Origin of the sequence: Promicromonospora sp. AC04, assembly GCF_003058225.1 — a bacterium.
In the GTDB taxonomy this organism is placed as follows: domain Bacteria; phylum Actinomycetota; class Actinomycetes; order Actinomycetales; family Cellulomonadaceae; genus Promicromonospora.
Genome location: NZ_QBUG01000002.1, coordinates 623,502 through 643,548, shown reverse-complemented (window position 1 = coordinate 643,548; position 20,047 = coordinate 623,502). Strand labels below are relative to the sequence as shown.

Genomic DNA, 20,047 nt, shown 5'->3' with positions numbered 1-20,047 from the left:
GGTCTGCCGCGTATTCGCGTTCAACGGGTGAAGTTGGTCCAGCGGGATTAGTTTGGTCCGCGTGTCTGGGACGTTCACCGTGGTCAGGACCCTCGGCCGATCGGATGCCGCGCACGACATCCTCGAGGAGCTGCCGGAGTGGTTCGGCATAGACCGGTTCACGTACGAGTACGTCGAGGCGGCGGCCAAGTTCCCCAACTATGTGGCGGTCGCCGCGCCCGAAGCCTCGCCGGGGAGCGCCCCGCCGGGCAGCTCGGGCCCCGGCGTCGGAGCCGACGGCGGCGCGATCTCCACCGAGGACGTGCTCGGTGTGCTGCTCCTCGACCAGCGCTACCCGACGTCCGCGGAGGTGCACCTGCTCGCCGTCCGGCGCAAGCACCACCGCGCGGGCATCGGGCGCACGCTCCTGGAGCGCGTCGAGGACGACCTGCGCGCTCAGGGCGTGCGCCTGCTGAGCGTGAAGACGTTCGGCCCTTCGGCGCCGGACCCGGGATTCGATCAGACCCGTGCCTTCTACAGCGCCGTCGGCTTCCACCCGGTGGAGGAGTTTCCCGACCTCTGGGTCGACAGTCCCTGTCTCCTGATGGTCAAGGCTCTCTGACCGACCGGTCAGATCTTGGCCGGTGCCCCGAACAGCGCCTCGGCGGCGCCCGGCACGACGGCGGCGACGACGCCACCGAGGCTGCGCTCGAGGTAGCCGACCAGCTCCTCGTCGGAGAGGTCGGAGTTGATGCCGCCGTCGACCAGGGCCTGCTCGGCCAGGGCCACCCACGAGCGGACCGCTATGCGCAGGAGCTCGGTCTCGGGCACGCCCAGCTCGAGGAGCACCGCCAGGGCGCGCTCCGTCTGCTGGCGCCGTGCGTCCTCGATCACGGCGCGCACCTCCTCGTCGCCGCTGGCGGCGCCGCGGACGAGCGAGTAGAAGGTCGGCCCGTGCTCCCGGACGTACGTCACGAGCCGGGTCAGCGTGCTCACCAGGCGATCGGACGGCGGGAGCTCGGGCTGGGGCTCTGAGGCGTGCAGCATCGAGTCGCGCGCGCGGCGCACGATCTCGTGGTGCAGGCCGTTCTTGGAGCCGAAGTAGTAATAGACGAGACCCGTCGAGACACCGGCTTCAGCGGCGATCTCCTCGACGGTCACCTCGGCCAGCGGGCGGTCCGCGAGCGTCGCGACTCCCAGTGCCACGAGCTGGTTGCGGCGTTCCTCCGGGCGGAGTCGCGTGCGTCGGGCTGTTGCCATGTACCGAGCATATCCGGCATGCTTTGCGGCGCCGTCGGGGGCTCAATTGACGGTAACTCAGTAATCGCGCTAACGTCGCGACGGGACGACGGTGCAGTCGTCCTCACATTGGCATCGAGGGGAACACCAATGAAGCTCAGCAAGATCACGGGGTCGCGCAAGGGTCGCGTGGCCCTCGCCGTCATTCCGGTCACCATCGCCGCCAGCGTTCTGCTCGGCGGGGTTGCACAGGGCGCAGTGCCCGTCTCGTTCGCCATCTCCGGCAGCCAGTTCAAGATCGGCGCGGACAAGCTCGAGGGTGTCGGCTTCTCGCAGTACGCGGGCGTGGCCACCGCCTCGGACGGTACGCAGCACCCGGCCGCCATCGCGAACATCAAGGACGCGAAGCTCTACAACCTGTGCCAGTCGGTCGTGCAGGACACGCCGCTGGGCAAGGTCGGCCTGCTGATCTCGGCCGGCACCGGCGAGGGGAAGCCCGCGCTGGCCACCGACCTGCAGATCGGCATGAACGACCTGTCGGGTACCGCGGTCTTCAAGAACATCCGCATCGGCGTCGACGCCTCGACCGTGAACACGGCCAAGAAGGGTGACGCCGGCGACTTCGCCATGGACTCCGACACCGTCGACATCAACGGTCTCCAGCAGGTCTCGTGGAGCACGCAGGCCGCCGTCTTCCAGCTGACGGACCTCAGCCTCAAGATCACGGACGGCACCGAGTGCTTCTGAGTCCGGGTGACGGCCAGGCGAACGCCGCCGGCCGCCCCGGACTTCGCGCGAAGCTTGCTGACTGGCGCAGGGACTTCCGCCCCTGGCGCAAGCAGCGGCCGTTCGTCGGGGGTGTGCTGGTAGTCCTCGCGGGCCTGGAGATGCTCCTGTCCGGCCCTATCAAGCTGGACCAGCTCGGCATGAACGTCGTGCTGCAGTTCGGGGTCGAGGGCGCTCAGGCGACGATCCTGCCGATCGCGCTGGTGCTGCTCGGGATCCTGTCGATCGCCCAGCCCGTGCACCGGATCTTCTACGGCGTGATCGCCCTCGCGATCTCCGTCTACTCGATCGCGGGAGTGAACCTCGGCGGCTGGGTCGTCGGGTTCCTGCTGGGCGTGATCGGCGGCATCGTCGTCGTGTCCTGGGCACCCCAGGTGGAGGACGCCGAGGCGGCCGGGCAGCCCGAGGAGAACGACGTCGCACCTGGTTCCCGCAGCGCAGCGGCAGCCGGCGACAACGGCGACCCTGCTGAGGACGACGCTCCGGCGTCGGACACCGGCGCAGAAGGCTCGCCCGCAGGCGAGGCGGGTGACGACCCCGCTCCCGAGGCGGGCGACGACGCACCGGGAGCTGATCGCGAGCCGGCCCCGGACACGGAGGCGATCCCCAAGGTGGAAACGCTCAGCACCGCGCTGCGCGCCCTGTCCCAGAAGTCCGCCGCGGTAGTAGTGGCGAGCGCGATGGCGCTCGGCGGCATGAGCATGCCGGCGTCGACGTCGGGCGCCGAGACCCAGCAGGACGACTCGTTCTGGTGCGTGGTCTTCGGCGCCTGCGACGACGACGGCACGGCGGACCCCTCCGCCTCGCCCTCCCCGTCGCCGAGCACTTCCGAGTCCGCCGGCGACGAGGGCGAGGACCCGGTCGGGGACGCGGTCGACGACGTCACCGACGGGGCGACCGACCCGGCCGACGGCAGCGACGCCGGGGACCCGGCGGGCGACTCCGCCGGCGGCGACGCCGGCACGGGCCCGGACAGCGACAAGTCCGAGTGCCAGGAGCCGACGCAGGACGGCGAGGTGCCCCCGGAGGCCGAGGCAGAGGCGCCGAACGACCCGTGCGGCGAGGTCGACCCGCAGCAGACGATCGAGGACGCGCTCAAGACCGAGCTCGGCACCTGCGTCAAGGTGACCTTCGGCGGCAAGTACGACCTCAACATCGACCTGCCGGGCCAGTGCGGCGCCAAGGAGGACGGCAACGTCTTCTCCCTCCCCGCCGACCTGGAGAGCACGGACCTGACGATCCCGCTCACCGGCATCAACGGCATCGGCCTGGCGAACGTGCCGGTCAAGGGCGGCGGCGAGCGCCGGGACGCCATCAAGATCTCGGCCGACAAGGTGGTCGTCGACGGCTTCTGGCTCAAGTCGTACGCGTACCACGAGGGTACGGTCGCGGGCACGGACACCCGGGCGAACTTCGTGTCGCTCGAGGGCAACGCGCACATGTACGTGTCGTCGATCCACGCGAACCTGCCCGACGGCCAGGACCTCCTGGAGGTGGCCAACCAGGTGCTCGGGGGCGCTTCGCTCATCGAGATCGTGCTGTCCGCCACGGACGCGCGGATGGGCTTCATGGGTGCCACGTCCGACATCCAGGTCTGGGACAACTTCCGCGAGCAGGTCTGGGGAGACAAGACCGACCCGATCGGCAAGGGCCCGAAGGCCGGCGACGCCTGACGCGCCGCGCTGAGTGCGGGGGACTTGTCGGGTCAGCCACGGCGGGCCGACAAGTCCCCCGCACTCGACGCGTTGGTCAGGAGGTGGCGCCCAGGGCGTAGCGCATCGGTTCCAGCTTGGCTTCCGACTCCGCCAGCTCTGCCTGCGGGTCCGACGCCGCGACGATGCCGCAGCCCGCGAACAGCCGGATGTGGCGCGGGTTCCTCGGCGAGATCTCGGCCGACCGCAGGGCGATGCCCCACTCGCCGTCGCCGTCGGCCCCGACCCAGCCCACCGGGCCCGCGTACCTGGCGCGGTCCAGCCCTTCGATCTCGCGGATCAGGCTGCGCGCGGCGGTGGTCGGCGTCCCGCAGACGGCGGCGCTCGGGTGCAGCGCTGCGGCCAGGGAGAGGGACGACGTCGCCCGCCCGCCCGAGACCGGGTTCTGGTCCGTCAGGACGCCGGTCACGTCAGTGGCCAGGTGCATGACGTTCGGCAGGTGCAGCACGAACGGCGCCTCGGGCACGTTCATCGAGGTGCAGAACGGCTCCAGGGCGGCGGCCACGGAGCGCACCGCGAACTCGTGCTCCTCGAGGTCCTTCGAGGACCGGGCGAGCTGCGCCGCGTGCAGCAGATCGGCGTCGGCGGGGGCGTCGGGCGAGCCCGGCCCGTGCTCGCGGCGGATCGTGCCGGCCAGCACGCGCGAGGCGACCAGGCCCTTCTCGCTGCGGACCAGCAGCTCCGGCGTCGCGCCGACCATGCCGTCCACGCTGAACGCCCAGCAGGCGTCGTACGCGGACGCGAGGCGGCCGAGCAGGTGCCGCGTGTCGAGCGGGTGCTCGGCTGTGGCGACGACGTCGCGCGCGAGCACCACCTTCTCCAGCTCGCCGGTCTGGATCCGGGTGATCCCCTCCGCGACCACCGCCGGCCAGTCCGCGGCGCCGACGGCGCCGTCGGCCAGCACCACCCGGCCCGGCTCGGTGACCGGCTGGTGCGGGTAGGCGGACAGGAGGTCCTCGCCCGCGGGTGCCGACCGGTCGCCCACCAGGGAGATGGTGGTCATCCAGGCCCGGTCGCCCCGCCGTCCGACGACGACGCGCGGCACGATCAGCACGCCGCTCGCGCGCGCCGGGTCCTCGGCCTCGTCGCCGGGGGAGACGTCGTCGAAGGCGAAGCTGCCGAACGCGACGAGGCCGCTGCCGGGCAGGCCGACGTCGTCGTGCACGACCGCGCGGTCGAGCACCTGGCGCCAGGCGCCGTCGGCGTCGGCGAAGCGGCCGGGGCCGAACGTCTCGAACCGCAGCGCCTCGCCCCAGCCCACGAGCCCGTCGCCGTGCCGTACCCAGGCGAGGGCGTTGGTGTCGGGGAGCCGGTCGACGAGCGCGGTCGGGGTGTCCGGCAGGTCGTCGATCGCAACGGTGCGGACGATGAGCTGCGGGCCCAGAGGCGCTCCCCGCGGCCGGTCGGGCGTGGCCGGCGCGACGGTGGCCCAGGAGCCGGACACTGTGGTGCCGGTTGATGCACCCGGGGTGCGTCCGGCAGGTGAAGCGATCATCCGCTTCAGGATAGGACGGTGGTCCGGTCGGTCCTGCATCGGGTGGGCCACGTCACACGGGGAAGGGCAGTTTCCGGTAGGGAGTCAGGCCAAGCGTTCCGCGCGTCGCCGAAGGTAGGCGTCGAATCCGGGTGCCGTGTAGTAGTACCGACCCTTGCCCTGCCGGTACAGCACGTTGGCTCGCACGAGCCGACCGAGGAGGACGTTTACGTTGCTCGCCTTCTTGGGCGAGAGATCGGCCAGTTGTCCTGCTAGAAGTGGCGGGTAGACCGCGCCGGCGGCCGTGCTCAGCAGGTCCTGTTCCGCGGGACGGAGCGCATCGACCCGAGGTGAGTAGAAGTCCAGGTCGAGCCGCCGGTAGATCTCGCTGTTCGTCGCGTCGAGGAGAGTGACGGAGAATGTCTCGACGCCGGCGAACGTCGAGGCGTCCCAAAGCTCGGCACCCCAGAGCTGGATGAAGTAGGGGTAACCCTCGACGTCCGTGAGCACACGCTCGACCAGTTCGTCGTCAGCGGCTCGACCGGTCCCATCCAACGGGACGAGGAATGCTTGCCGAGCCTCGGACGTGCCGAGCGATGCCACCTCATCCCCCCGGAACATGCGCTCCGAGTAGGTCCGGGCTTCGAGAAGGTTCACGGTCAGGTTGGGCAGCCCGCACAGGACCAGACACACAGCGATCCCTTGTCGCTGTAGTGCCGATACCGCCGCGAGAAGCATCGACAGAGGGTGGGACCCGTCTCGGGTCTTGTCGTCGACGAGCACCTGGGCCTCGTCGAAGAGCAGGACGACTCCCTCCTTGCCGGATCGCTGCACGATCTCGACGGCGTGTGCCATGGCCTCGGCGACGGCGCGCGTCCGGGTCGCGATCTCGCCGCCCAGGGACCACTCGAAGTCGTCGAAGGTGACCTTGGCGGTCTGCCGCGCCGCCTCGATGGCACCGCCGAGCACCTGGCGGATGCGTCCGCTCGCAGAGTGGCGAGCCACCACTTCGTGGAGCACGCCGTCGAGCAGACGGGTCAGCCTGTCCTCGTCGTTGTGCCTTGGCTCGAGCTCGACGAAGACGGTGGCCCACTCCGCCTCGTTCGCGATGTCGTCGAACCGGCGGAGGAGGACGGTCTTGCCGACACCGCGCAACCCGGTGAGTCTCAGGTTCGCGGGGATCTCAGGGGCGCCGGAGAGCATGGCCTGAAAGCGTCGCATCTGTGGATCGCGACCCGCCAGGTGGGCGGGCGGCAGGCCGACGCCGGGGCGGTACGGATTCTTGGCTACGGTCCTCTTGGCGTGCGGCACATAACAAACATAACAAGAAGCGTGTTAGGTCTGCTAGGCCGGGACGTGGTGGGCGAGGGACGACGGCGGCGCGCGACGTCGTCGGGCCGTGAAACTATTGCCGCATGTCCCGCGCAAGCCTGGAGAAGAAGCCGGCCGAGGTCGCGTCGATGTTCGACGGGATCGCCGCCCGCTACGACCTGACGAACGACCTGATCTCCCTGGGCCAGGACCGGCGCTGGCGCCGCCTCACGGTCGAGGCGGTGGCCGCGATGCCGGGCGAGCGCGTGCTCGACCTCGCCGCGGGCACCGGCACCAGCAGCGAGCCCTTCGCCGCCGACGGCGCCTTCGTGGTCCCGTCCGACTTCTCGATCGGCATGCTGCAGGTCGGCAAGGAACGCCGTCCGGACCTGCCGTTCGTCGCGGGCGACGCGACGCGGCTGCCCTTCGCCGACGAGTCCTTCGACGCCGTGACCATCAGCTTCGGCCTGCGCAACGTCGTGGACACGAGCGCGGCGCTGCGCGAGATGCTGCGTGTGGTCCGGCCGGGCGGGCGCGTGGTGATCTGCGAGTTCTCGACCCCCACCTGGGGCCCGTTCCGGAAGGTCTACCAGGAGTACCTGATGCGCGCGCTGCCCGTGGTGGCCGGCGCCGTGACCCGCGACAAGGGCTCGTACGACTACCTCGCCGAGTCCATCCGGACCTGGCACACCCAGGTCGACCTCGCCCACCTCATGATCGACGCCGGCTGGGAGCACGCGGCCTACCGCAACGTGACCGGCGGGATAGTGGCCCTCCACAGAGCCACCCGCCCGTCCTGAGTCCCCTCTTTGGTGGGCCCAGTGAGGTCGTGATTTCGCATCGAGATCGGCACAGTGCTGTGCCGATCTCGATGCGAAATCACGACCTCGCTGCGTAGTGCCGACCCCGCGCACGGGGCATCCCCCGCAGAGGCCCCTGAAGCCGACCTCCAAGTAAGGGGAACCTTCCTACACAATCCCCCCTAAGTGTGGCTAGGGTGTCGGTGTTGTGACAGGGTTCACAAGGGCTTGTCATCAAGCCCCGACGAACCCCGCCCAACAGGTCAGCAACGACCAGCAGCGGGTTCCCAACGGGGGTGAACGTGCGAAGAGCTACGCGCGACGACGCGGATGTCATCGTGGTGGGCGCCGGGCCGGCCGGCTCGTCCACCGCGCACTGGTGCGCGGCCGCGGGACTCGACGTGCTGCTCCTGGAAAAGGGCGAGTTTCCCCGGGACAAGATCTGCGGCGACGGCCTGACGCCGCGCGCCGTGGCCGAGCTGGTCCGCATGGGTGTGCCGACCCGCGAGGAGGACGGCTGGATCCGCAACCGCGGCCTGCGCGTCCACGGCGGCGGCCGCTCCTACGAGCTGGACTGGCCCAGCCTCACGACCTACCCCGGCTACGGCATGGCCAAGTCCCGCATGACGCTGGACCAGACCCTGGCCCAGCACGCCCAGGCGAGCGGCGCCAAGCTGCTGCAGCGCACCAAGGTCACCGGCCCCCTCCGCGACGACGACGGGCGGGTGGTGGGCGTGACCGCCCAGCCGCTCGACACCCGCGGCCGCGCCGAGGGCCCCGTCAAGGAGTTCCGCGCCCCCGTCGTGGTGGCGGCCGACGGCGTCAGCTCGCGCTTCGCGCTCGCCGTCGGGCGCGAGCGGCGCGACGACCGGCCCATGGGGACCGCCGTGCGCGCCTACTACCGCACCGCGCGCCACGACGACCCGTTCATGGAGTCCCACCTCGAGCTGTGGGACGGCGAGCCGGGCAAGAGCGACCTGCTTCCGGGCTACGGCTGGATCTTCCCGCTCGGCGACGGCACAGTGAACGTCGGCCTCGGGAGCGTGAGCTCCACGCCCGCGCGCCAGTCCAAGGCGGGCATCGACTACCGGCGGCTCATGGAGACCTGGCTGGAGAAGAGCGCCCCCGACGGCTGGGACCTGGTGCACGAGCCGGAGCGCGGCCCGATCCGCGGCGCGGCCCTGCCCATGGGCTACAACCGCGGCCCCCTGTACGCGGACGGTGTGCTCCTGGCCGGCGACTCCGCAGGCATGGTGAGCCCGTTCAACGGCGAGGGCATCGCCTACGGCCTGCAGGCCGGCCGGGTCGCCGCCGACGCGATCAGCCAGGCCCGCCACAAGAGCAGCGACGCGGCCCGCGAGGCCACGCTCGCGACCTACGCGGACCGCATGCGCGACGACCTGGGTGGGTACTACACCCTGGGCCGCTGGTTCGTGCGGCTCATCGAGCACCCCGAGATCATGCGGGTGTGCGTCCGGTACGGGCTGCCGCGCAAGGTCGTCATGCAGTTCACGCTCAAGCTCCTGTCCGACTGCTACGAGCCGCACGGCGGCGACTGGATCGACCGCGTCATCGCCGGCCTCACCCGGGTGGTCCCGAGCTCATGAGCATCACGTCCATGAAGGGCAAGTCGTCCATGAAGGGCACAGCATGAATCCCTACGTACCAATCCTGATCCTCATGGCGATCGGGGCGGTCCTGGCGCTCGGCGGGGTCGGCGCGAGCGCGATCATCGGCCCCAAGCGGTACAACCGCGCCAAGCTCGACTCGTACGAGTGCGGGATCGAGCCGACGCCGCACGCGGTGGGCGGCGGACGGCTGCCGATCAAGTACTACCTGGTGGCGATGACGTTCATCGTCTTCGACATCGAGGTCGTCTTTCTCTACCCGTGGGCCGTGGACTTCACGACGCTCGCGACGTTCGGCCTGGTGGCGATGCTGACGTTCCTGGCGTTGATCACCGTGCCGTTCGTCTACGAGTGGCGCCGCGGCGGCTTCGACTGGGTCTGAGCAACTACTTCATGCGCGGCGCCTGACGGCGCCGGGCAGCGACGCCGGGCGGGGCCCGGCAGAGGAGGGGACATGGGTGTCGAGGAAGCGCCGTCAGGGTTCCTGCTGACGACCATCGAGGACCTCGCGGGGTACCTGCGCAAGGCCTCGGTGTGGCCGGTGACGTTCGGCCTGGCCTGCTGCGCCATCGAGATGATGGCGGCGGGTGCGTCGCGGTTCGACCTGTCGCGGTTCGGCATGGAGGTGTTCCGTGCGTCGCCGCGACAGGCCGACCTGATGATCGTGGCGGGCCGGGTGAGCCAGAAGATGGCCCCGGTGGTGCGCCAGGTGTACGACCAGATGAGCGAGCCCAAGTGGGTGCTCTCGATGGGCGTGTGCGCGTCGTCGGGCGGGATGTTCAACAACTACGCGATCGTGCAGGGCGTGGACCACGTGGTCCCGGTCGACATCTACCTGCCCGGCTGCCCGCCGCGTCCGGAGATGCTGATCAACGCGATCCTCGGGCTGCACGACCACATCCAGAAGGAGCCGCTCGGCGTGAACCGCATCGAGGCGGCGCGGGCCGCCGAGGCGGCCGCGATGGAGGCAACGCCCACCTTCGAGATGAAGGGTCTGCTGCGATGAGCGAGGTCTCGCCGAGCGGCGACCAGGGTTCGGCCGTACAGCCGCCCGAGGGGGCCGCCACGCTCGAGGTCGTCGAGGTGAAGCGCGGCATGTTCGGCGCCGGCGGTTCGGGCGACACGTCCGGCTACGGCGGCCTCGTCACGCCGATCACGATGCCCGCGGCGTCGCTCCGTCCGTACGGGAGCTGGTTCGACCAGGTGGTCGACGTCCTGAGCGAGGTGCTGAACGAGGGCACGGCTACCGGCGGCCCCGGCTTCGACGAGGCGGTCGAGAAGGTGGTCGTGGACCTGCACAGCGCCGACAGCGCGGACGCGCGGCAGGCAGAGCTGACGATCCACGTCGCCCGCGAGCACGTCGCCGCCGTCTGCCAGGCGCTGCGCGACGACCAGGACCTGCGGTTCGAGCTGTCGCTCGGCGTCAGCGGCGTGCACTACCCGCACGACGCCGGCCGGGAGCTGCACGCCGTCTACCACCTGGCCTCGATCACGCACTCGCGCCGGCTGCGGCTCGAGGTCGCAGCGCCCGACGAGTACCCGCACATCCCGTCGACCACTTCCGTGTACCCGTCCAACGACTGGCACGAGCGCGAGACCTACGACTTCTTCGGGATCGTCTTCGACGGCCACCCCGCCCTGACCCGCATCGAGATGCCGGACGACTGGGTGGGCCACCCGCAGCGCAAGGACTACCCGCTCGGCGGCATCCCCGTCGAGTACAAGGGCGCCACGGTGCCCCCGCCGGACACGAGGAGGAGCTACTCATGAGCGCTCCCACTGACCACAGGCCGCCGCCCGCCCCGCACGCGACGCGCCCCGCCGGGAACGAGGACATGTCGTCCACCGTGCGCGCCTTCGAGGCCTACGGCGACGGCGACTGGGACGACATCGCGCGCGAGGCGATCGGCGAGGAGCGGATCGTCGTCAACATGGGTCCCCAGCACCCGTCCACGCACGGCGTGCTGCGCCTCATGCTGGAGATCGACGGCGAGACCGTCACCGAGGCCCGGGCAGGTATCGGCTACCTCCACACGGGCATCGAGAAGAACATGGAGTTCCGCACCTGGACGCAGGGCACCACGTTCTGCACCCGCATGGACTACGTGGCGCCCCTGTTCCAGGAGGCCGCGTACTGCCTCGCGGTCGAGAAGCTCCTCGGCATCACGGACGACATCCCCGAGCGCGCCTCGGTGATCCGGGTGCTGATGATGGAGCTCAACCGGATCGCCTCCCACCTGGTCTGCCTCGGCACCGGTGGCAACGAGATGGGCGCCACCACTGTGATGACCATCGGGTTCACCGCCCGCGAGGAGATCCTGCGCCTCTTCGAGGCCGTGACCGGCCTGCGCATGAACCACGCCTACATCCGCCCCGGCGGGGTCGCGGTGGACACGCCCGAAGGCTTCACCACCCAGGCCCGCGCGGCGCTGAAGAACGTGCGCGGCTACCTCAAGCAGCTCGGCGACCTCATGCTCGCCAACCCGATCTTCAAGGCGCGGCTGACGAACGTCGGCGTGCTGAACCTCTCCGGCTGCATGGCCCTGGCCGTGACCGGGCCGGTGCTGCGCTCCACGGGCCTGCCGTACGACGTCCGCAAGGACAACCCGTACTGCGGCTACGAGACCTACGACTTCGACATCCCCACCTCGAAGGGCGCCGACTGCTACGACCGCGTGGTGCTCCGCATCGAGGAGTGCTACCAGTCCCTCAAGATCATCGAGCAGGCCATGGAGCGGCTCGACCGCACCGAGGGCGAGCCGGTGATGGTCGCCGACAAGAAGATCGCGTGGCCCGCCCAGCTCGCCGTCGGCGGCGACGGCCAGGGCAACTCGCTGGAGCACATCAAGAAGATCATGGGCACCTCCATGGAGGCTCTGATCCACCACTTCAAGCTGGTCACCGAGGGCTTCCGCGTCCCCGTGGGCCAGGCATGGCAGACCGTGGAGCACCCGCGCGGCGAGCTCGGCGTGCACGTCGTGTCCGACGGCGGCACCCGCCCCTACCGCGCGCACTTCCGCGACCCCTCGTTCAACAACCTCCAGGCCACGTCGGTGATGTGCGAGGGCGGCCAGGTGGCCGACGTCGTCGTCGCCGTCGCGTCCCTGGACCCCGTGCTGGGAGGTGTGGACCGATGACCGCAGATCCGCAGGCGGCCACGAAGACCGGCTACGACGCCGAGACCGTCGCGTCCCTGACCGCCGACGCCACGGCGATCATGGCCCGCTACCCGGACCCGAGGTCCGGCCTGCTGCCGATGCTGCACCTCGTGCAGTCGGTCGACGGGTACGTGAGCCGCGACGGCATCCTGTTCTGCGCCGAGACGCTCGGCATCACTGCCGCTGAGGTCTCCGCCGTCGCCACCTTCTACACCCAGTACAAGCGGCACCCCAACGGCACCTACACCGTCGGCGTGTGCACCAACACGCTGTGCGCGGTGATGGGCGGCGACGCGATCTTCGACGAGCTCAGCGACCACCTCGGCGTGGGCCACGACGAGACCACCGACGACGGCGCCATCACCCTGGAACGCATCGAGTGCAACGCCGCCTGCGACTACGCACCCGTCGTGATGGTCAACTGGGAGTTCTTCGACAACCAGACGCCCGAGACGGCGACGGCGCTCGCGGACAAGCTGCGCCTCGGGGACGACGTCGTCCCGACCCGGGGCGCCGCGTCGGTGTGCTCGTTCAAGCAGATGAGCCGCATCCTGGCCGGGTTCCCCGACGGCCGCGCCGACGAGGGCGTCGGCGCGGGCGAGCCGACGCTCGCGGGGCTCAAGATCGCGCGCGAGCGCGGCTGGACGGCGCCGTCGTCCGGGCAGGCCGGAGAGCCGGTCGAGCCGGTCGAGACCGGGCCCGTCGGCAAGCCCGGCTCCTCCGCCGAGCGCCCCGCGGCGACGCCGTCGGACACCGCGGTCGGCAAGGACAAGAAGCCCGGAGAGGACGCGAAGTGACCACGCTGACCCCCGTCCTGACCGACACCTGGGACAAGGACCGTTCCTGGCGCCTGGCCACCTACGAGCGTGCCGGCGGGTACGCCGGCCTCAAGAAGGCCCTGACGATGGACCCGGCCGCCCTGGTGCAGACGGTGAAGGACTCCGGCCTGCGCGGCCGCGGCGGCGCAGGCTTCCCCACGGGCATGAAGTGGGGCTTCCTGCCCCCGCCCGACGGCGGCCCGCGGTACCTGGTCGTCAACGCGGACGAGTCCGAGCCGGGCACCTGCAAGGACATCCCGCTCATGCTCGCCAGCCCCCAGCACCTGATCGAGGGCGTGGCGATCACGAGCTTCGCGATCGGCTGCGACCACGCGTTCATCTACGTGCGCGGCGAGGTGCTGCACGTCTACCGGCGGCTGCTGAACGCCGTCGAGGAGGCGTACAAGGCGGGCTACCTGGGCAAGAACATCCAGGGCTCGGGCTTCGACCTCGACGTCACGGTGCACGCCGGCGCCGGCGCCTACATCTGCGGCGAGGAGACGGCGCTGCTCGACTCGCTGGAGGGCCTGCGCGGCCAGCCCCGGCTCAAGCCGCCGTTCCCCGCCGTCGCCGGCCTGTACGCGCGGCCCACGGTGGTGAACAACGTGGAGTCGATCGCGTCGGTCCCCGCGATCGTCGCCAACGGCGCCGACTGGTTCTCCTCGATGGGCACGGAGAAGTCGCAGGGCCACGGCCTGTTCTCCCTGTCGGGGCACGTCACCAGGCCCGGCCAGTACGAGGCACCGCTCGGCATCACGCTGCGCGAGCTGCTCGACCTGGCGGGCGGCGTCCGCGCGGGGCACGAGCTGAAGTTCTGGACCCCGGGCGGCTCGTCCACGCCGATCTTCACGCAGGAGCACCTGGACGTCCCGCTCGACTACGAGTCTGTCGGCGCCGCCGGGTCGATGCTCGGCACGCGCGCGCTGCAGATCTTCGACGAGACGGTGTGCGTGGTCCGGGCGGCGACCCGGTGGACCGACTTCTACGCGCACGAGTCGTGCGGCAAGTGCACACCCTGCCGCGAGGGCACCTACTGGCTCAAGCAGGTGCTGCACCGCATCGAGGACGGCGCGGGGCAGGACGGCGACCTCGAGCTGCTGGTCGACCTGTGCGACAACATCCTGGGCCGGGCGTTCTGCGCGCTGGGCGACGGCGCCGTCTCGCCGATCACCTCCAGCGTCGAGCTGTTCCGCGACGAGTACCAGGCGCACATCGACAGTCACGGCTGCCCGTTCGACCCGAGCGCGTCGGCGCTCTTCCCGTACACCCCCAAGACACGGACACCGGGCACCCTCGCGGGTGCCGGCGCCGGAGGTCACTGATGACCGTCACCACCAACAACCCCAAGACCGAGGCCGCACCGGTCGAGCTGGTCACCTTCACCATCGACGGCACCGAGGTGAGCGTGCCCAAGGGCACGCTGATCATCCGCGCCGCCGAGCAGGCGGGCATCCAGATCCCGCGGTTCTGCGACCACCCGCTCCTGGCGCCCGCGGGCGCCTGCCGGCAGTGCCTCGTCGAGGTCTCGATGCCGGACCGCGAGGGCAACGTGCGGCCGATGCCGAAGCCGCAGGCGTCCTGCACCATGACCGTCGCGCCCGGCATGATCGTCAAGACGCAGCACACCTCGGCCGTCGCCGACAAGGCGCAGCAGGGGGTCATGGAGCTGCTGCTCATGAACCACCCGCTGGACTGCCCGGTGTGCGACAAGGGCGGCGAGTGCCCCCTGCAGAACCAGGCGATGTCGAACGGCCGGCCCGAGACGCGGTTCGTCGACGTCAAGCGCACCTTCCCCAAGCCCATCGCGCTGTCCACGCAGATCCTGCTGGACCGCGAGCGCTGCGTGCTGTGCCAGCGCTGCACCCGGTTCAGCGAGGAGATCGCGGGCGACGCGTTCATCGCGCTGCAGGACCGCGGCGCGCACCAGCAGATCGGCCGGTTCGACGAGGACGTGCTCGGGTTCGCCGGGGCCGCGTCCAGCACGGGGCCCGTCGACCGCCCGGTCGGAGAGGCCACCACCGACACCTCCGGGCGGCCGTTCTCCTCCTACTACTCCGGCAACACCGTGCAGATCTGCCCGGTGGGCGCGCTCACGGGCGCGGGCTACCGGTTCCGGTCGCGCCCGTTCGACCTGGTCAGCACCGAGAGCATCGCCGAGCACGACTCGTGCGGCTCCGCGATCCGCATCGACCACCGCCGCGGCCAGGTGCTGCGCCGGCTCTCCGGCGAGGACCCGGTGGTGAACGAGGAGTGGATCACCGACAAGGACCGCTTCGCGTTCACGTGGCAGTCCGCGCCGGACCGCATCACGACCCCGCTCGTCCGCGAGGGCGGCGAGCTGCGCCCCGCGTCCTGGGTCGAGGCGCTCGAGATCGCCGCGGCCGGGCTGGCCAAGGCGAAGGAGAACGGCGGCGTCGGCGTGCTGCCGGGCGGCCGCCTCACCGTCGAGGACGCCTTCGCGTGGTCGCGCTTCGCCCGCACGGCGCTCGGCACCAACGACGTCGACCAGCGGGTGCGGGTGCACTCCGCCGAGGAGGCCGCGTTCCTGGGCCACGCCGTGGCCGGTTCGGGCGTCGGCGTGACGTTCGGCGACCTGGAGCAGGCGCCCGCGGTGCTGCTCGTCGGCCTGGAGGCCGAGGAGGAGGCGGGCATCACGTTCCTCAGGCTGCGCAAGGGGGCGCAGGGGAAGGCGAGGACCAAGGTCTTCTCTGTCGCTCCCTACGCCACCCGCGGCCTGCTCCGCATGGACGGCACGCTGCTGCCGGCCGCGCCCGGCACCGAGGCCGAGTGGCTGACCAGCCTGACCACCAGCCTGGCCGGCGGTCTGCTCCCGGCGGACGCGCCGACGTCGGACATCGACGCCAGCGCCCTGGCCCAGCCGGGCGCCGTGATCCTCGTGGGCGAGCGCCTCGCGGGCTCGCCCGGCGCGTACGCCGCGGCCCTCGGGCTCGCGCGCGCGACCGGTGCACGGCTCGCGTGGATCCCGCGCCGTGCGGGCGAGCGCGGCGGCGTCGAGGCGGGCCTGCTGCCCGACCTCCTGCCGGGCGGACGCCCGGTCGCCGACCCCGCCGCACGCGCCCAGGTCGCGCAGGCCTGGGGCGCGGCGATCCCGGGCACTCCGGGCCGCGACACCGCAGGCATCCTCGGCGCGCTCGCGTCGGGTGCGCTGGGCGGGGCGATCGTCGGCGGCGTCGAGCTCGCCGACCTGCCCGACCCCGCCGCCGCACGTGCGGCCCTCGACGCGGCCGGGTTCGTGGTGAGCCTGGAGGTGCGGACCTCGGAGGTGACCGACCGGGCCGACGTCGTGCTGCCCGTCGCGCCGCCCGTCGAGCGTGCCGGCTCGTACTGGAACTGGGAGGGCCGCGTGCGGTCCTTCGGCGCCGCGCTCGAGTCGAGCGCGCTGCCCGACCACCGCGTGCTGCACGTGCTGGCCCAGCAGCTCGGGGTGGACCTGCAGGCGGCCTCGCCGGCCGAGGCCCACCTCTCCATCGCGATGACCCAGCGCAGCGCGTGGGACGGGGAGCGGGTGGCGGTCCAGGAGAGCGCCCCGGCCGGCCCGCCCGCCGTCCTGCCCGGGCAGGCGGTGCTCGCCACCTGGCGCCTCCAGCTCGACGCCGGCCGTGGCCAGGACGGCGAGCAGTTCCTCGCCGGCACGGCCAAGCAGGCAGTGGCCCGCATGTCCGCCGCCACGGCGGCCGGCTTCGGGGTGTCCGACGGCGGCACGGTCACCGTCAGCACGCCGCGCGGCGCCGTCCAGGTGCCCGCGGCGGTGACCGACCAGATGGTCGACGGCGTCGTGTGGCTGCCGCTCGCCTCCGCCGGCTCGCGCGTGCACGACTCGCTCGGCGCGGCCGCGGGTGACCTCGTGACGGTCACCGCTCCCGTCGCCGGACGCCTGGAAAGGGAAGCTCGATGAACCCGCTGATCCTGGCCGAGGCCGCACCCGGCGTCGCCGCCGACTTCTCGCAGGAGACCATCTGGGCCTCCATCGTGAAGGCCGTGCTGATCGTCGTGTTCCTGCTGACCAGCGTGCTCTTCGCGATCTGGTTCGAGCGCAAGGTCGTGGCGCGCATGCAGGTGCGCCCCGGCCCCAACTGGCACGGGCCGTTCGGCCTGCTCCAGTCGCTCGCGGACGCCATGAAGCTCCTGCTCAAGGAGGACCTGACGGTCACGCGGGCCGACCGGTTCGTGTACCTGCTGGCGCCGATGATCTCGGTGTTCTGCTCGCTGCTCGTGTTCGCCGTCATCCCGTTCGGGCCGAGCCTGCCGTTCCCCTGGACGGACTGGACCACCCCGGCGCAGCTCACCGACTTCCCGGTGGCGGTGCTGTACGTGCTGGCCGCCGCCTCGCTCGGGGTGTACGGCATCGTGCTGGGCGGCTGGGCCTCCGGCTCCACCTACCCGCTGCTCGGCTCGGTCCGCTCGACGGCGCAGGTGATCAGCTACGAGCTCGCGATGGGCCTGTCGCTGGTGAGCGTGTTCATCATGGCCGGGTCGATGTCGACGTCGCAGATCGTGTCCAGCCAGACGCAGATCTGGTGGTTCATCCCGCTCGCGCCGGCCTTCGTGATCTACGTGATCTCGATGATCGGCGAGACCAACCGCCTGCCGTTCGACCTCCCCGAGGCCGAGGGCGAGCTGGTCTCCGGCTACATGACCGAGTACTCGTCGATGAAGTTCGCCTGGTTCTTCCTGGCGGAGTACATCAACATGCTCAACGTCTCGGCGGTCTGCGTCACGCTCTTCCTGGGCGGCTGGCGGGCACCGGTGCCCGACGGCTTCCTGGGCGGCGCCCTCAACGAGGGCTGGCTGCCCGTCATCTGGTTCCTCGTGAAGCTCTGGGCCGTCATGTTCGTCTTCGTGTGGGTGCGCGGCACGCTGCTGCGCCTGCGCTACGACCAGTTCATGGTCTTCGGCTGGAAGGTCCTCATCCCCGTCGCACTGGCCTGGGTCGTCGTGCTCGCCGTCGTGCAGTGGCTGCAGCGCGTGCAGGAGGTCTCCTACCAGCAGTTCATCCCGGTGATCATCGGGACCGCCGTCGTCTTCATCGCGGTCATGTGGTTCTGGCCGGAGAAGAAGGAGGCGCCACCGGGCGCCGGCAAGGAGAAGGAGCCCGTCGACGCCTTCGCCGGCGGGTTCCCGGTGCCGCCGCTGCCCGGCGAGAAGCTGCCCCCGTCCAAGCGGTTCGGAAAGGAGGTCCACGGTGAGTGAGCGAAAGTCGGGCGAGTACCAGCCCCTGCGGCCCAAGCCGGGACCCATCGGGGAGCTCTTCGCCCCCGTCGCGGGCTTCGGCGTGACGCTGTCGTCGATGTTCAGGCCCACGGTCACTGAGCAGTACCCGCGCGAGAAGGTGCCGCCCCAGCGCCGGTTCCACGGCCGTCACCAGCTCAACCGGTACGCCGACGGGCTGGAGAAGTGCATCGGCTGCGAGCTGTGCGCCTGGGCGTGCCCGGCGGACGCGATCTACGTGGAGGGCGCGTCCAACGCGGCCCTGCCGGAGAACGCGGGCCTCCAGGTGAACGCGGACGACTCCCAGGGGGCCCACATGAGCCCCGGCGAGCGCTACGGCGTCGTCTACCAGATCAACTATCTGCGCTGCATCTTCTGCGGGCTGTGCATCGAGGCCTGCCCCACGCGGGCGCTGACCATGACGAACGACTTCGAGCTGGCCGGCAAGACCCGCGCGGGCATGATCTACGAGAAGCAGGACCTGCTGGCCCCGCTCTCCGAGGGCATGCTCGCCGCACCCCACCCCATGGTGGAGGGCACGACGGACACCAACTACTACAGCGGTGACGTCCTGGGCCCGACGGCGGCGCAGGTCGACTGGGTCCGCGAGCACCGGCCGGACGACGAGACGCTGGACGCCGCCTCCGCGGTGGCCTCGGGCAGCGCGCCCGCGCCCACCCTGCGGCAGCACCAGCTGCGCCCGGACGAGGGCCCCGGCCCCGCCGAGAAGTCCGCGGGCGCAGCCGCCGTCGGGTCGGTGCGGGTCCCGGCCGGCTCGGGCACCGGGTCGGAGGTGACCGCATGAACCCCGCCGGCCTGGTGATCTCGACCGGCGAGACCGTCCTGTTCTGGGTGATCGCGCCGCTCATGGTCCTCGCCGCGCTGGGCCTGCTGTTCGTGAAGCGGGCGGTGCACGCGGCGATGTGCCTCGTGTTCGTCATGGTCAGCATGGCCGTCCTGTACATCGCGCAGGAGGCGCCGTTCCTCGGCGTCGTCCAGGTGGTGGTGTACACGGGCGCCGTGATGATGCTGTTCCTGTTCGTGCTGATGCTCGTCGGCGTCGACGCGTCCGACTCGCTCACCGAGACCATCCGGGGGCAGCGCTGGATCGGCCTGCTCATCGGGCTCGGCCTCGCCGTGGTCCTCGGCAGCGTCGTGGCGCGTGCGGCGTTCCCGCCCGCCGTCGGCCTGAACGGGGGAGACCCGGGTGGCGTCGCCAACCCGCAGGCCCTGGCCCGCGTGCTGTTCGGCGACTACGTGGTGGCCATGGAGGCCGTTGGTGTACTGCTCGTGACGGCTGCGGTCGGCGCGCTGGTGCTCACGCACCGGCGTCGGCTCACGCCGAAGCAGAACCAGCGGTCGGTGGCCGACGCGCGCATCAAGGCGCTGCCCGACGGCGTCGTGCTCACCCCGCTGCCGTCGCCCGGCGTCTACGCCCGGTCCAACGCGATGGACACGCCCGCGCTGGGGCCGGACGGCGAGCAGGTGCCGCAGTCGGTGTCGCGCGTGCTGCGCATCCGCGGTCAGGAGCGGCCCGCGCCGCACGTCCCGGCGGACGAGCTCGTCCACACCCCCGAGTCGGAGAGGGACGCCTGATGGACATCACCAACTACGTGGTCCTGGCCGCCGCGCTCTTCGCGATCGGGGCCACGACCGTGCTCCTGCGCCGCAACGCGATAGTCGTGTTCATGGGCGTGGAGCTCATGCTGAACGCGACCAATCTCGCCTTCGTCACCTTCGCCAGGCTGCACGGCGACCTGACGGGCCAGGTGCTCGCCTTTTTTGTCATGGTCGTCGCCGCCGCCGAGGTCGTCGTCGGCCTGGCCATCATCGTGACGATCTTCCGTACTCGCCGCTCGGCCTCAGTCGACGACGTCAACCTGCTCAAGGGCTGAAGGGGGAGAGAAGTGAAC

At 71.1% G+C, this 20,047-nt stretch carries 19 protein-coding genes; 16 read left to right on the top strand and 3 right to left on the bottom strand.

The window, feature by feature from the left end; all coding sequences use genetic code 11:
* Nucleotides 1-61: 61 nt before the first annotated feature.
* Nucleotides 62-601, top strand: a complete 540-nt coding sequence (locus C8K30_RS08370) for an N-acetyltransferase (RefSeq protein WP_158280964.1) — start codon at nt 62-64, stop codon at nt 599-601.
* A gap of 8 nt (nt 602-609) precedes the next feature.
* Here C8K30_RS08370 and C8K30_RS08365 read toward each other — a convergent pair whose 3' ends face one another.
* Nucleotides 610-1,239: a TetR/AcrR family transcriptional regulator gene (locus C8K30_RS08365; protein WP_108492404.1), complete on the bottom strand. Its 630-nt coding sequence runs from the start codon at nt 1,237-1,239 to the stop codon at nt 610-612.
* A gap of 129 nt (nt 1,240-1,368) precedes the next feature.
* Here C8K30_RS08365 and C8K30_RS08360 point away from each other — a divergent pair, with 129 nt between their 5' ends.
* Entirely contained in the window at nt 1,369-1,965 is a 597-nt protein-coding gene (locus C8K30_RS08360; RefSeq protein ID WP_108492403.1) for a DUF6230 family protein, read from the top strand.
* Nucleotides 1,956-3,677, top strand: a complete 1,722-nt coding sequence (locus tag C8K30_RS08355; protein ID WP_146197389.1) for a DUF6114 domain-containing protein — start codon at nt 1,956-1,958, stop codon at nt 3,675-3,677. Before C8K30_RS08360 ends, C8K30_RS08355 begins: the two co-directional genes overlap by 10 nt.
* Before the next feature lie 76 nt (nt 3,678-3,753).
* Here the strand turns inward: C8K30_RS08355 and C8K30_RS08350 are convergent, their stop codons facing one another.
* Entirely contained in the window at nt 3,754-5,211 is a 1,458-nt protein-coding gene (locus C8K30_RS08350; RefSeq protein ID WP_108492401.1) for an isochorismate synthase MenF, read from the bottom strand.
* Between the two features lie 84 nt (nt 5,212-5,295).
* Nucleotides 5,296-6,501: an ATP-binding protein gene (locus C8K30_RS08345; RefSeq protein ID WP_255415709.1), complete on the bottom strand. Its 1,206-nt coding sequence runs from the start codon at nt 6,499-6,501 to the stop codon at nt 5,296-5,298.
* A 104-nt stretch (nt 6,502-6,605) separates the two neighbouring features.
* On the opposite strand from C8K30_RS08345, the gene C8K30_RS08340 reads away from it, so the two are divergent.
* From C8K30_RS08340 to nuoK, 13 genes are all read left to right on the top strand, one after another.
* Nucleotides 6,606-7,301 carry a demethylmenaquinone methyltransferase gene (locus tag C8K30_RS08340; RefSeq protein ID WP_108492399.1) on the top strand — a complete coding sequence of 232 codons (696 nt, stop codon included), beginning with the start codon at nt 6,606-6,608 and terminating at the stop codon, nt 7,299-7,301.
* A gap of 302 nt (nt 7,302-7,603) precedes the next feature.
* On the top strand, nt 7,604-8,908 hold the full coding sequence (locus tag C8K30_RS08335) for a geranylgeranyl reductase family protein (RefSeq protein WP_108492587.1): 1,305 nt from the start codon (nt 7,604-7,606) through the stop codon (nt 8,906-8,908).
* 43 nt (nt 8,909-8,951) lie between these two features.
* The gene (locus C8K30_RS08330; protein WP_108492398.1) at nt 8,952-9,311 is read left to right on the top strand and encodes an NADH-quinone oxidoreductase subunit A; all 360 of its coding nucleotides are present in this window, start codon (nt 8,952-8,954) and stop codon (nt 9,309-9,311) included.
* Between the two features lie 72 nt (nt 9,312-9,383).
* A complete protein-coding gene (locus C8K30_RS08325; RefSeq protein WP_108492397.1) occupies nt 9,384-9,935 on the top strand; it encodes an NADH-quinone oxidoreductase subunit B family protein in 552 nt (183 codons plus the stop codon).
* Nucleotides 9,932-10,699 carry an NADH-quinone oxidoreductase subunit C gene (locus C8K30_RS08320; RefSeq protein ID WP_108492396.1) on the top strand — a complete coding sequence of 256 codons (768 nt, stop codon included), beginning with the start codon at nt 9,932-9,934 and terminating at the stop codon, nt 10,697-10,699. Before C8K30_RS08325 ends, C8K30_RS08320 begins: the two co-directional genes overlap by 4 nt.
* Nucleotides 10,696-12,066: an NADH-quinone oxidoreductase subunit D gene (locus C8K30_RS08315; protein WP_369939524.1), complete on the top strand. Its 1,371-nt coding sequence runs from the start codon at nt 10,696-10,698 to the stop codon at nt 12,064-12,066. The genes C8K30_RS08320 and C8K30_RS08315 overlap by 4 nt, the downstream gene beginning before the upstream one ends.
* On the top strand, nt 12,063-12,884 hold the full coding sequence (gene nuoE, locus C8K30_RS08310) for an NADH-quinone oxidoreductase subunit NuoE (protein WP_108492394.1): 822 nt from the start codon (nt 12,063-12,065) through the stop codon (nt 12,882-12,884). The genes C8K30_RS08315 and nuoE overlap by 4 nt, the downstream gene beginning before the upstream one ends.
* Nucleotides 12,881-14,227, top strand: a complete 1,347-nt coding sequence (nuoF, locus tag C8K30_RS08305) for an NADH-quinone oxidoreductase subunit NuoF (protein ID WP_108492393.1) — start codon at nt 12,881-12,883, stop codon at nt 14,225-14,227. The genes nuoE and nuoF overlap by 4 nt, the downstream gene beginning before the upstream one ends.
* Entirely contained in the window at nt 14,227-16,821 is a 2,595-nt protein-coding gene (locus C8K30_RS08300) for an NADH-quinone oxidoreductase subunit G (protein WP_108492392.1), read from the top strand. The genes nuoF and C8K30_RS08300 overlap by 1 nt, the downstream gene beginning before the upstream one ends.
* Nucleotides 16,818-18,116, top strand: a complete 1,299-nt coding sequence (gene nuoH / locus C8K30_RS08295) for an NADH-quinone oxidoreductase subunit NuoH (protein WP_108492391.1) — start codon at nt 16,818-16,820, stop codon at nt 18,114-18,116. Before C8K30_RS08300 ends, nuoH begins: the two co-directional genes overlap by 4 nt.
* Nucleotides 18,109-18,939, top strand: coding sequence for an NADH-quinone oxidoreductase subunit NuoI (nuoI, locus tag C8K30_RS08290; protein WP_108492390.1), 831 nt, complete (start codon nt 18,109-18,111; stop codon nt 18,937-18,939). Before nuoH ends, nuoI begins: the two co-directional genes overlap by 8 nt.
* Nucleotides 18,936-19,730: an NADH-quinone oxidoreductase subunit J gene (locus C8K30_RS08285; protein WP_108492389.1), complete on the top strand. Its 795-nt coding sequence runs from the start codon at nt 18,936-18,938 to the stop codon at nt 19,728-19,730. Before nuoI ends, C8K30_RS08285 begins: the two co-directional genes overlap by 4 nt.
* Nucleotides 19,730-20,029, top strand: a complete 300-nt coding sequence (gene nuoK, locus C8K30_RS08280) for an NADH-quinone oxidoreductase subunit NuoK (protein WP_108492388.1) — start codon at nt 19,730-19,732, stop codon at nt 20,027-20,029. Before C8K30_RS08285 ends, nuoK begins: the two co-directional genes overlap by 1 nt.
* Nucleotides 20,030-20,047: the final 18 nt, after the last annotated feature.